General features: G+C 61.8%; 7 protein-coding genes. 2 read left to right on the forward strand and 5 right to left on the reverse strand.

Annotated elements, in window-relative coordinates; genetic code table 11:
* Nucleotides 1-125: 125 nt before the first annotated feature.
* The 4 genes from H621_RS0124250 to H621_RS0124265 form a co-directional block, all read right to left on the reverse strand.
* Complete coding sequence (locus tag H621_RS0124250) at nucleotides 126-1,454, reverse strand: MFS transporter (protein WP_028945860.1); 1,329 nt, start codon at nucleotides 1,452-1,454, stop codon at nucleotides 126-128.
* Between the two features lie 45 nt (nucleotides 1,455-1,499).
* The gene (lhgO, locus tag H621_RS0124255) at nucleotides 1,500-2,693 is read right to left on the reverse strand and encodes an L-2-hydroxyglutarate oxidase (RefSeq protein ID WP_028945861.1); all 1,194 of its coding nucleotides are present in this window, start codon (nucleotides 2,691-2,693) and stop codon (nucleotides 1,500-1,502) included.
* A 116-nt stretch (nucleotides 2,694-2,809) separates the two neighbouring features.
* Complete coding sequence (locus tag H621_RS0124260) at nucleotides 2,810-3,520, reverse strand: FadR/GntR family transcriptional regulator (protein WP_028945862.1); 711 nt, start codon at nucleotides 3,518-3,520, stop codon at nucleotides 2,810-2,812.
* 74 nt (nucleotides 3,521-3,594) lie between these two features.
* Nucleotides 3,595-3,948, reverse strand: a complete 354-nt coding sequence (locus H621_RS0124265; protein ID WP_028945863.1) for a hypothetical protein — start codon at nucleotides 3,946-3,948, stop codon at nucleotides 3,595-3,597.
* A 348-nt stretch (nucleotides 3,949-4,296) separates the two neighbouring features.
* On the opposite strand from H621_RS0124265, the gene H621_RS0124270 reads away from it, so the two are divergent.
* The gene (locus H621_RS0124270; RefSeq protein ID WP_028945864.1) at nucleotides 4,297-9,162 is read left to right on the forward strand and encodes an NAD-glutamate dehydrogenase; all 4,866 of its coding nucleotides are present in this window, start codon (nucleotides 4,297-4,299) and stop codon (nucleotides 9,160-9,162) included.
* A 72-nt stretch (nucleotides 9,163-9,234) separates the two neighbouring features.
* On the opposite strand, the gene ppsR is transcribed toward H621_RS0124270, so the two are convergent.
* Nucleotides 9,235-10,053 (reverse strand): posphoenolpyruvate synthetase regulatory kinase/phosphorylase PpsR, encoded by an 819-nt coding sequence (ppsR, locus tag H621_RS0124275; RefSeq protein ID WP_028945865.1) that lies wholly within the window; start codon nucleotides 10,051-10,053, stop codon nucleotides 9,235-9,237.
* A 176-nt stretch (nucleotides 10,054-10,229) separates the two neighbouring features.
* Between ppsR and ppsA the strand changes: the two genes are divergently transcribed.
* Nucleotides 10,230-12,605, forward strand: coding sequence for a phosphoenolpyruvate synthase (gene ppsA, locus H621_RS0124285; RefSeq protein WP_028945866.1), 2,376 nt, complete (start codon nucleotides 10,230-10,232; stop codon nucleotides 12,603-12,605).
* Nucleotides 12,606-12,623: the final 18 nt, after the last annotated feature.

The raw sequence follows: 12,623 nt of genomic DNA on the forward strand, positions 1-12,623 counted from the left end.
GGCTGATACTTTAATGCATCCGGGGGGCTGGGGACTAATGGCGTCGCGTAAATTTGTGCAGTTGGAAAAGCATCGCGGGGCAAGCCCGCTCCTACAGGAGCGGGCTTGCCCCGCGATCACGTCACTCAGTTCTTGAACTTGGAGTGCTTGTAGCCCTGGTCACACAAGGCAAACACCACCACCAGCACCGCAGCGACCGCCAGGATCACCACCACGCCATCGGTGGAGTGGGTCGCGGAGCTGGCCACCAGAGCCAGGCCACCCAGCGGCGCCAGGCCACCGGCTACAGCGGTGCCGATTTCACGCCCGGTACCGAAGCCCGAGGAGCGGGTCTGGGTCGGGAACTGGCGGCTGAGGAACGAGCCTTGTGGCGCAAACATCATTGGTGCCAGCAGGCCGGTACCGATGGCGATGGCCAGGTAGATCATCATCGGCTCGCCGGTGTTGAGCAGGGCCAGGAACGGGTAAGCGAACAGCACCGAGAAGATGCCGCCCAGGATCAGCACGTTCTTGCTGCTCCAGCGGTCGCACAGCCAGCCGAAGAACGGCACGGCAAAGATCGCCACCAGGCTGGCAATGGTCACCGACAGCGAGGTGACATGGGCTTCGACGCCTTTGAACTGCGTCAGGTAGGCCAGGGAGAAGGTCTTGAAAATGTAGCTCAGGGCGTTGTAGCCGATAGCCACGAAGAACACCACGGCCAGGCCCTTGAGGTCATTCTTGAACAGCAGCTTGAGCGGCGAGACCTGATCTTTTTTCGGGGCCTTGTCCAGTTCCTTGAAGTCCGGGGTTTCCGGAATGCTGCGGCGTACCCACAGGCCTACACCCACCAGCACGATGCTGCAGATGAACGGAATACGCCAGCCGCCGGCCAACAGGAAGTCGTTGCCGTTCATGGTCAGCAGGTAGATGGTCAGCGACGACAGCAGCAGGCCCAGGTTCAGGCCCAGCGCCGGCCAGGCGCCCTGGCTGCCGCGCTTGCCTTCGCTGGCGTGTTCGTAGGAGGTGACCGCCGCGCCCGCAAGCTCGGCACCGGCACCCAGGCCCTGGATGATGCGCACGAAGACCAGGATGATCGGCGCCCAGATGCCAATCGTGGCATAGCTGGGGATCAGGCCGATCAGGGTGGTACACACACCCATCAGGCAAAAGGTGATGACCAGTACCTGTTTGCGGCCGAAACGGTCGCCCAGGTAGCCGAACAGGACGCCGCCGAACGGCCGGGCGATAAAGCCGATGGCGAAGGTGGAGAAGGCCAGCAGCGAGGCCACGGCCGGGTTGCTGGCGTCGAAGAAGATCTTCGAGAACACGATCGCCGCCATGGTGGCGTAGAGGTAAAAGTCATACCACTCCAGCATCGAGCCGAAGATGGTGGCCGCCGCGACTTTGCGCAGGCGCTTCTTTTTCTGTTCCGGAGTTTCTGTCGCGGCCGCAGCCGCCTCATGTACCGACATGGGAGGTTTCCTTTTTGTCTTTGTAGTTATGTGTGCAGCAGGGTTTCAGCGAGGTTTGAGTATCTTGTCGGCGATCATCTGGCCGATCGGGATGGCCGAGGTGGCGGCCGGTGACGGCGCGTTGCAGACGTGAACCATGCGTGGCGTCTCGGCGAACAGGAAGTCATGCACCAGGGTGCCGTCGCGCATCACTGCCTGGGCACGGATGCCGGCTTCATAGGGCAGCAGGTCTTCGATGTTCAGTGACGGGCAGTACTTGCGGCACTGCTCCAGGTAGCCGCCCTTGAACAGCGAGTTCTTCATTTCGGTGGTGCCGGAACCCAGGTTGTTCCAGAGGGTTTTCCAGAAGCCGGGGAAGCGTGCGTACTCGGCGACATCGCACCAGTTCACCGAGAACTTCTTGTAGTTCTCGCGGCCCAGGCCCAGTACGGCGTTCGGCCCGACGGTGACGCTGCCGTCGATCATTCGCGTCAGGTGTACACCGAGGAACGGCAGCTCCGGGTCGGGGATCGGGTAGATCAGGTGGTTGACGATGTCGTTCTTGCTCGCCGGCAGGCGGAAGTATTCACCGCGAAAGGGGATGATCTGGTGATCGATCTTCACCCCGGCCAGCGCGGCCAGGCGATCCGATTGCAAACCGGCGCACGCCACCAGTTGGCGGGCACGCCAGACCTTGTCGTCACTGCTGATGGTGACGCTATCGTCGTTCTCGACAATTGCCTGCACCGTGGTCGACAGGTGTACTTCGCCGCCTGCGGCCTGGATCACCCGGGCCATGGCCTGGCAGACCTGCTTGTAGTCGACGATGCCGGTGGCATCGAGGAACAGTCCGCCCAGGCCGACGATGTTCGGTTCGCGGCGCTGCAGCTCGGTGGCGTCCAGGCGCTCGACCTTTAAGCCGTTTTGCTGCGAACGCTCGTACAGGGCGTGCATGCGTTGCACTTCCAGCGGCGTGGAGGCCACCAGCAATTTGCCGCAGACGTCGAACTTGATCTGGTGCTCGGTGCAGAAGTCCTTGGTGGCCTGGGCGCCACGCTTGCACAGGTCGGCCTTGAGGCTGCCCGGGGCATAGTAGATGCCCGCGTGGATCACGCCACTGTTGTGGCCGGTCTGGTGCCGGGCGAGGGTGTTTTCCTTCTCCAGAATTACCAGTGAGGCGCCAGGCTGGCGTTCGAGCAGCGCCATGGCGGTGGCGAGGCCGACGATGCCGCCGCCGATGATGCAGTAGTCGTAGATCATGCAGGTGTCACCTTGGCTTGTTCTTATCAGAGAGTCTGCTTATCAGGTTGTCAGACTAAGTAGGTCAAACAAAAGGGCGCTGTGCACCAGCGCCCGCTCTATACGGCAAATATGGGTCAATCGATACTGGGCAAATCCAGCTTCAGGCGTTTGGCCGAGGCGCGCAGATGCGCTTCGGCGCAAGCGGCCGCGGCCTGGCGGTCGCCATCGGCAATGGCCTGGTACAGCGCCTGGTGCTCACGGTTGGCATCGGCCGAGCCCCCTACCGAGTGGACGGCGGAGTTTTCCCAGGCGGTCCTGCGCGCGGCAGCCAGCTGCCCGCGAAGAAAGTCGTGGAAGGCAATGAAGTAATCGTTCTTGCTGGCTTCGGCGATGGCGCGGTGGAAGGCGACGTCGGCGGCTGCAGCGGCGGCAAAGTCGCTGCGTTTGTCGAGCATTTCCTGCAGGGCCGTGTTCATGCGCGCCAGGTCCGCGGCATCGCGGCGCTGGGCGGCAACGGAGGCAGCCTGGGTTTCGATCCACAGGCGCACTTCAAACATCTGCACCAGGTCCGGGCTGCGGCCCTGGGCGGAAGGGAAGCGGAATACCGTGCCGGTCGGGGTTTGGGAAATGTACGAACCCAGGCCCCGGCGGGCGATCAATACCCCGTCTGCCTTGAGCTGGGCCACCGCCTCGCGCACCACCGAGCGGCTGACGTTCAGCTGTTCGGCCAGTTGCTGTTCGGTGGGCAGGCGCGATTCGGCCGCCAGGCGCCCGGAATCGATCTCTGCACGGATGGCCCCGACGACGCGTTCGACCAGCGTATCGGGGCGCTGAAGCTCAAGCATGGGGTATTGCTCATTGATCAGGTTGTCAGACAATGCCTATGGCACGGTTTCTTGTCAAGAAACCGCAGCGTCGTCTACAGCTCGCTGATGTAGGTGCCGGTGCCCTGGAGGATGTTCTGCAGGGTCTCTTCGACCTCGGCCAGGTCGGTGCCATCGCTGCTCAGGGTGATCTCGAGATGATCATCGCCGTTGAACACATCGGCATCGCCCGGTGCCACTTCGATCAGCAGGCGGGTGGCACTCAGGGTGACCTTGAGGCCATCGACGGTGCTGGGCTCGTCATCCAGGGTGATGTCCACCGTGTCTTCGTCCGGGTAGCGGGTCATGAGGAACATCTGGCCCTTGTCGCTGTGGCAGCACAGGGTGGCCATGTTGTCTTCTTCATCATCGCAAGGGGTGGCGAAGAGCAGGGCGGTGGTCAGTTGCATGGGCAGCTCGATAAATAAGTTGAAACACGATTCTGCCAGTCTTCGGCCCCCGGATAAACGTGGTGTTGCACCTCAATGTCCGAATATGTCGCAGCACCGCAAGCAGGGGCGGGCGGGCACTCGTTAAGCTGCGCTGTCGATGGACACCCGTAAAGACACAGCCCCTCTGGCGCAGTCGTCTTTGCAGATGCCCATCCGTGGAAGGGGGAATGTGACCCATGAGTCGCGTTTTGCACCTGTTCTTCCGGTTTTACCGTCCTTCGGCTACGGGTTGGCTATCGTTGATCCGTATACGGCGGACGCGCACGACGCTTCACTCCATAACAAAGCCCAAGCGGAGTACCACAGATGGCGTTTTTCACCGCAGCCAGCAAGGCCGACTTTCAGCATCAACTGCAAGCGGCGCTGGCGCAGCACATCAGCGAACAGGCACTGCCACAAGTGGCGCTGTTCGCCGAACAGTTCTTCGGCATCATCTCTCTTGACGAACTCACCCAGCGCCGCCTGTCGGACCTGGCCGGTTGCACCCTCTCTGCCTGGCGCATCATCGAACGTTTCGATCACACCACGCCTGAGGTTCGGGTCTACAACCCCGATTACGAGCGCCATGGCTGGCAGTCGACCCACACGGCGGTCGAAGTCCTGCACCATGACCTGCCATTTCTGGTCGACTCGGTTCGCACCGAGCTGAACCGCCGCGGCTACAGCATCCATACCCTGCAGACCACTGTGTTGAGCGTGCGTCGCGGGGCCAAGGGCGAGCTGCTGGAGATTCTCCCCAAGGGCACCCAGGGCGAGGGCGTACTGCAAGAATCGCTGATGTACCTGGAAATCGACCGCTGCGCCAACAATGCCGAACTCAACGTACTGACCCGCGAGTTGGAGCAGGTACTGGCCGAAGTGCGCGTTGCCGTTGCCGATTTCGAACCGATGAAGGCCAAGCTGCGTGAAATCGCCGCGCTGGTCGAGCAAACCCCGTATGCCCCGGCCCAGGGCGAAAAGGCCGAAGCCAGCGCCTTCCTCGAATGGCTGCTGGGCAATCATTTCACCTTCCTCGGTTATGAGGAGTTCGTTGTCCATGGCGATGCCCAGGGCGGCCAGCTGGTGTATGACGAAAACTCCTTCCTCGGCCTGACCCGCCTGCTGCGTGCCGGCTTGACCGCCGAAGACCTGCGCATCGAAGACTATGCGGTCAACTACCTCAACGAGCCGCTGCTGCTGTCGTTCGCCAAGGCCGCTTACCCGAGCCGTGTACACCGCCCGGCTTACCCCGACTATGTCTCTATCCGCCAGCTGGATGCCGACGGCAAGGTCATCAAGGAATGCCGTTTCATGGGACTGTACACCTCGTCGGTGTACGGCGAGAGCGTCCGCAACATCCCCTATATCCGTGGCAAGGTGGCCGAAGTCGAGCGTCGCTCGCATTTCGACCCCAAGGCCCACCTGGGCAAGGAACTGGCGCAGGTACTGGAAGTGCTGCCGCGCGACGACTTGTTCCAGACCCCGATCGACGAGCTGTTCACCACCGTGATGTCGATCGTGCAGATCCAGGAGCGCAACAAGATCCGCGTGTTCCTGCGCAAGGACCCCTACGGCCGCTTCTGCTACTGCCTGGCCTATGTGCCGCGTGACATCTACTCCACCGAAGTGCGCCAGAAGATCCAGCAGGTGCTGATGGAGCGCCTCAAGGCCAGCGACTGCGAGTTCTGGACGTTCTTCTCCGAGTCGGTGCTGGCCCGCGTGCAGCTGATTCTGCGTGTCGATCCGAAGAACCGTATCGACATCGACCCGCAACAACTGGAAAACGAAGTCATCCAGGCCTGCCGTTCATGGCAGGACGACTATGCCAGCCTGACCGTCGAAAGCTTCGGCGAAGCCCAGGGCACCAATGTCCTGGCCGACTTCCCGAAAGGCTTCCCGGCCGGCTACCGTGAGCGCTTCGCCGCCCACTCGGCAGTGGTCGACATGCAGCACCTGCTGACCCTGTCCGAGCGCAAGCCGCTGGTGATGAGCTTCTACCAGCCGCTGACCCAGGCTGGTAAACAGCAACTGCACTGCAAGCTGTACCACGCCGATACCCCGCTGGCGCTCTCGGACGTGCTGCCGATCCTGGAAAACCTGGGCCTGCGTGTGCTGGGCGAGTTCCCGTACCGCCTGCGCCATGCCAGCGGCCGCGAATTCTGGATTCATGATTTTGCCTTCACCTACAGCGAAGGCCTGAACCTGGATATCCAGCAGCTCAACGACACCCTGCAGGATGCGTTTGTCCACATCGTCAATGGCGATGCGGAAAACGACGCCTTCAACCGCCTGGTACTGACCGCCGGCCTGCCGTGGCGCGATGTGGCGCTGCTGCGTGCCTATGCCCGCTACCTCAAGCAGATCCGCCTGGGCTTCGATCTTGGCTACATCGCCAGCACCCTTAACAACCACACCGACATCGCCCGCGAATTGACCCGGTTGTTCAAGACCCGCTTCTACCTGGCGCGCAAGCTCACCGGCGAAGACCTGGACGACAAGCAGCAGCGCCTGGAACAGGCGATCCTCACCGCGCTGGACGATGTCCAGGTGCTCAACGAAGACCGCATCCTGCGTCGCTACCTGGACCTGATCAAGGCTACCCTGCGCACCAACTTCTACCAGACCGACGCCCAGGGCCAGGCCAAGTCGTACTTCAGCTTCAAGTTCAACCCCAAGCTGATTCCCGAACTGCCCAAGCCGGTGCCCAAGTTCGAGATTTTCGTCTACTCCCCGCGTGTCGAGGGTGTGCACCTGCGCTTTGGCAACGTGGCCCGCGGTGGCCTGCGCTGGTCGGACCGCGAGGAAGACTTCCGTACCGAAGTGCTGGGCCTGGTAAAAGCCCAGCAGGTGAAGAACTCGGTCATCGTCCCGGTCGGCGCCAAGGGCGGCTTCCTGCCGCGTCGCCTGCCCCTGGGCGGTAGCCGCGACGAGATCCAGGCCGAAGGCATCGCCTGCTACCGGATCTTCATTTCCGGCCTGCTGGATATCACCGACAACCTCAAGGACGGCGTCCTGGTGCCGCCAGCCAACGTCGTGCGTCATGACGATGACGACCCGTACCTGGTCGTGGCGGCCGACAAAGGCACCGCGACCTTCTCCGATATCGCCAACGGCATCGCCATCGACTACGGCTTCTGGCTGGGCGATGCATTCGCCTCCGGCGGCTCGGCCGGTTACGACCACAAGAAAATGGGCATCACTGCTCGTGGTGCCTGGGTCGGTGTGCAGCGTCACTTCCGGGAGCGCGGCATCAACGTCCAGGAAGACCCGATCACCGTGGTGGGCGTGGGTGATATGGCCGGCGACGTGTTCGGCAACGGCTTGCTGATGTCCGACAAGCTGCAACTGGTGGCCGCGTTCAACCACCTGCACATCTTCATCGACCCGAACCCGGAGCCGGCCAGCAGCTTTGCCGAGCGCAAGCGCCTGTTCGACCTGCCGCGGTCGGCCTGGAGCGACTACGACACCAGCATCATGTCCGAGGGCGGCGGGATCTTCCCGCGCAGCGCAAAAAGCATCGCGATCACCCCGCAGATGAAAGAGCGCTTTGCCATCGAGGCCGACAAGCTGACCCCGACCGAGCTGCTCAATGCACTGCTCAAGGCACCGGTGGACCTGCTCTGGAACGGTGGTATCGGCACGTACGTCAAGTCCAGTGAAGAAAGCCATGCAGATGTCGGCGACAAGGCCAACGACGCCCTGCGCGTTGACGGCAATGAGTTGCGCTGCAAGGTGGTGGGCGAGGGCGGCAACCTCGGCATGACCCAGTTGGGCCGGGTCGAGTTCGGTCTCAACGGCGGCGCCACCAACACCGATTTCATCGACAACGCCGGTGGTGTGGACTGCTCCGACCACGAGGTCAATATCAAGATCCTGCTCAATGAAGTGGTGCAGGCCGGCGACATGACCGAGAAGCAACGTAACCAGCTGCTGGGCAGCATGACCGACGAAGTGTCGGGCCTGGTGCTGGGCAACAACTACAAGCAGACCCAGGCGTTGTCGCTGGCTGCCCGTCGTGCCCGGGAGCGCATTGCCGAGTACAAGCGGCTGATGGCAGACCTGGAAAGCCGTGGCAAGCTGGACCGTGCCATCGAGTTCCTGCCGACCGAGGAGCAACTGGCCGAGCGTATTGCCGCCAACCAGGGCCTGACCCGTGCCGAATTGTCGGTGTTGATCTCCTACAGCAAGATTGACCTCAAGGAAGCGCTGCTCAAGTCGTTGGTACCCGATGACGACTACCTGACCCGCGACATGGAAACCGCGTTCCCGCCGTCACTGGTCAACAAGTTCGCCGAGGCCATGCGCCGCCACCGCCTCAAGCGCGAGATCGTCAGCACCCAGATTGCCAACGATCTGGTCAACAACATGGGTATCACCTTCGTCCAGCGCCTGAAGGAGTCCACCGGCATGAGCCCGGCGAACGTTGCCGGCGCCTATGTCATCGTGCGGGACATCTTCCACCTGCCGCACTGGTTCCGCCAGATCGAGGCACTGGACTACCAGGTGCCGGCTGAAATCCAGCTGACCCTGATGGACGAGTTGATGCGCCTGGGGCGCCGGGCCACCCGCTGGTTCCTGCGCAGCCGTCGCAACGAGCAGGATGCGGGTCGCGATGTCGCCCACTTCGGGCCGAAGATCGCGCAGTTGGGGCTGAAGCTCGACGAACTGCTGGAGGGGCCGACCCGTCAGCGCTGGATGACCCGCTACCAGGGCTTCGTCGAGGCCGGTGTGCCGGAATTGCTGGCACGCATGGTTGCCGGGACCACTCACCTGTACACCTTGCTGCCAATCATCGAGGCATCCGACGTCACGGGTCAGGATCCGGCCGAAGTGGCCAAGGCCTTCTTCGCCGTCGGCAGTGCCCTGGACCTGACCTGGTACCTGCAGGAAATCAGCAACCTGTCGGTTGAAAACAACTGGCAGGCCCTGGCCCGCGAGGCATTCCGCGATGACATCGACCTGCAGCAGCGGGCGATCACCATCTCGGTCCTGCAGATGGTCGATGCACCTGAAGACATGGACGCACGGGTAGCCCTGTGGCTGGAGCAGCACCGGGTGATGGTCGAGCGCTGGCGTGCCATGCTTGACGACCTGCGGGCCGCGACCGGTACCGATTACGCCATGTATGCGGTCGCCAACCGCGAACTGGTGGATCTGGCCATGAGCGGGCAGGCGGCCGTGGTACCGTCCTGAGTCTGAGCTGAAATAAAAGAGCCCCGGCAATTGCCGGGGCTTTTTTGTGTAGCTGCAGCCTTGCGGCAGCGGCTATTTGAAGCGGCGCTCTACACCTTTTTCTACCAGGATCTTTGCCGCGATCTCTTCTACCGAGAAATGGGTGGAGTTGATGTTGGGGATGTTTTCGCGACGGAACAGGTTCTCTACCTCGCGCACTTCAAACTCGCACTGGGCAAAGCTTGAGTAGCGGCTGTTGGGCTTGCGCTCATGACGAATGGCGGTCAGGCGATCCGGGTCGATGGTCAGGCCAAACAACTTGTTCTGGTGGTTTTTCAGTGCCTGGGGCAGTTGCAGGCGCTCCATGTCGTCTTCGGTCAGCGGGTAGTTGGCCGCACGGATACCGAATTGCATGGCCATGTACAGACAGGTCGGGGTCTTGCCGCAACGCGATACGCCCACCAGGATCAGGTCGGCCTTGTCGTAGTAGTGGGTGCGGGCGCCGTCGTCATTGTCGAGGGCGAAGTTGACTGCCTCGATACGCTCCATGTAGTTGGAGTTGCCGCCAATGGAATGGGATTTGCCCACCGAATACGACGAGTGCGCGGTCAGCTCCTGCTCCAGCGGGGCCAGGAAGGTCGAGAAGATATCGATCATGAAACCGTTGGAAGTGGCCAGCACCTCACGGATATCCTGGTTGACGATGGTGTCGAAGATGATCGGGCGCATGCCGTCCCTTTCGGCGGCCATATTGATTTGTTGTACCATGGCCCGCGCTTTTTCCACGCTGTCGATGTACGGGCGTGTGAATTTATTGAACGGAATGCTATCGAATTGGGCAAGCAGGCTTTGCCCCAGGGTCTCGGCCGTGATGCCGGTGCCGTCTGAAATAAAGAAAGCAGTTCGTTTCATTTGCGCCTTGGGCCTTAAGCTGATGACGAATCTTGTTTATGATAGGTTCGGTTTGCCGAACGACGTGTTCGGCATTCTCACTTATTTTCCAGGTCCAGGCCACAAGCGCCCGGCCAAGTCAGAGCTGGCAGGCGGGCGACCTGAGCTTTTCCAACACAGTTAGTGGAGAGATCACCTTGGTAGAGTACGTAGTTTCCCTCGATAAGCTCGGCGTCCATGATGTGGAGCATGTGGGGGGCAAGAACGCATCCCTCGGCGAGATGATCAGTAACCTCGCGGGCGCCGGTGTATCGGTTCCCGGCGGCTTTGCCACTACGGCTCAGGCGTACCGTGACTTTCTCGAGCAGAGTGGCCTGAACGCCCAGATCCATGAAGCGCTGGATGCGCTGGATGTGGACGACGTCAACGCGCTCGCCAAGACCGGTGCCCAGATCCGCCAGTGGATCATGGAAGCCGAGTTTCCTGAGCGCCTGAACAGCGAAATCCGCACGGCATTCGAGCAGATGTCCCAGGGCAACCCGAACATGGCCGTTGCCGTACGTTCCTCGGCCACCGCCGAAGACCTGCCAGACGCCTCGTTTGCCGGCCAGCAGGAAACTTTCCTGAACATCCGTGGCGTGGATAACGTCATTCGCGCCGCCAAGGAAGTGTTCGCTTCCCTGTTCAACGACCGCGCCATTTCCTACCGTGTCCACCAGGGCTTCGACCACAAGCTGGTCGCCCTGTCGGCCGGTGTACAGCGCATGGTGCGTTCGGAAACCGGTACTGCCGGTGTGATGTTCACCCTGGACACCGAGTCGGGTTTCCGTGACGTGGTCTTCATCACCGGCGCCTACGGCCTGGGTGAAACCGTCGTTCAAGGCGCGGTCAACCCGGACGAGTTCTACGTCCACAAGGGCACCCTGCAAGCCGGTCGTCCGGCCATCCTGCGCCGCAACCTGGGCAGCAAGGCCATCAAGATGGTCTATGGCGAAGAAGCCAAGGCCGGTCGTTCGGTCAAGACTGTCGATGTCGACAAGGCTGACCGCACCCGTTTCTGCCTGAGCGACGCCGAAGTCAGCGAGCTGGCCAAGCAGGCGATGATCATCGAGCAGCACTACAAGTGCCCGATGGACATCGAGTGGGCCAAAGACGGCGACGACGGCAAGCTGTACATCGTTCAGGCCCGTCCTGAAACCGTGAAGAGCCGCGCCCAGGCCAATGTCATGGAGCGTTACCTGCTCAAGGAAACCGGTACCGTGCTGGCCGAAGGCCGTGCCATCGGCCAGCGCATCGGCGCGGGCAAGGTACGGATCATCAAGGACGTGTCTGAAATGGACAAGGTCCAGCCAGGCGACGTGCTGGTCTCCGACATGACCGACCCGGATTGGGAACCGGTGATGAAGCGCGCCAGCGCCATCGTGACCAACCGTGGCGGCCGTACCTGCCATGCCGCGATCATTGCCCGTGAACTGGGTATACCGGCAGTGGTCGGTTGTGGCAACGCCACTCAGCTGCTCAAGGATGGCCAGGGCGTGACCGTTTCCTGCGCCGAAGGCGATACCGGTTTCATTTTCGAAGGCGAGCTGGGCTTTGACATCCGCCAGAACTCGGTCGATGCCATGCCTGATCTACCGTTCAAGATCATGATGAACGTCGGCAACCCGGACCGCGCGTTCGACTTCGCCCAGTTGCCCAACGCCGGTGTCGGCCTGGCGCGCCTGGAGTTCATCATCAACCGCATGATCGGCGTGCACCCCAAGGCGCTGCTGAACTACGCCGGCTTGCCGCCAGAGCTCAAGGAGAGCGTCGACAAGCGCATCGCCGGCTACAACGACCCGGTCGGATTCTACGTCGAGAAACTGGTTGAAGGCATCAGCACCCTGGCGGCGGCGTTCTGGCCGAAGAAGGTCATCGTGCGTCTGTCGGACTTCAAGTCCAATGAATACGCCAACCTGATCGGCGGCAAGCTCTACGAGCCGGAAGAAGAAAACCCGATGCTGGGCTTCCGCGGCGCTTCGCGCTACATCAGCGAGTCGTTCCGCGATTGCTTCGAGCTCGAGTGCCGCGCACTCAAGCGCGTCCGCAACGAGATGGGCCTGACCAACGTCGAGATCATGGTGCCGTTCGTGCGCACCCTGGGCGAAGCCAGCCAGGTTGTCGACCTGCTCGCCGAAAACGGCCTGGCCCGTGGCGAGAACGGCCTGCGCGTCATCATGATGTGCGAGCTGCCGTCCAACGCGATCCTCGCCGAAGAGTTCCTGGAATACTTCGACGGTTTCTCCATCGGTTCCAACGACCTTACCCAGCTGACCCTGGGCCTGGACCGTGACTCGGGAATCATCGCTCACTTGTTCGACGAGCGTAACCCTGCGGTCAAGAAGCTGCTGGCCAATGCCATCCAGGCCTGCAACAAGGCCGGCAAGTACATCGGCATCTGCGGCCAGGGCCCATCGGACCACCCCGACCTGGCCAAATGGCTGATGGAACAGGGCATCGAGAGCGTTTCGTTGAACCCGGACTCGGTGCTCGAGACCTGGTTCTTCCTCGCCGAAGGCCAGGATGCAATCTGATGTACTGAAGTGAAAGGC

The sequence above is a fragment of the Pseudomonas vranovensis DSM 16006 genome (genome assembly GCF_000425805.1).
Taxonomy (GTDB): domain Bacteria; phylum Pseudomonadota; class Gammaproteobacteria; order Pseudomonadales; family Pseudomonadaceae; genus Aquipseudomonas; species Aquipseudomonas vranovensis.

Excerpts from the sequence above, each read along its gene's own strand:
- H621_RS0124250 (WP_028945860.1), bottom strand. The coding sequence starts at position 1,454 with ATGTCGGTACATGAGGCGGCTGCGGCCGCGACAGAAACTCCGGAACAG.
- lhgO (WP_028945861.1), bottom strand. The coding sequence starts at position 2,693 with ATGATCTACGACTACTGCATCATCGGCGGCGGCATCGTCGGCCTCGCC.
- H621_RS0124260 (WP_028945862.1), bottom strand. The coding sequence starts at position 3,520 with ATGCTTGAGCTTCAGCGCCCCGATACGCTGGTCGAACGCGTCGTCGGG.
- H621_RS0124265 (WP_028945863.1), bottom strand. The coding sequence starts at position 3,948 with ATGCAACTGACCACCGCCCTGCTCTTCGCCACCCCTTGCGATGATGAA.
- H621_RS0124270 (WP_028945864.1), top strand. The coding sequence starts at position 4,297 with ATGGCGTTTTTCACCGCAGCCAGCAAGGCCGACTTTCAGCATCAACTG.
- ppsR (WP_028945865.1), bottom strand. The coding sequence starts at position 10,053 with ATGAAACGAACTGCTTTCTTTATTTCAGACGGCACCGGCATCACGGCC.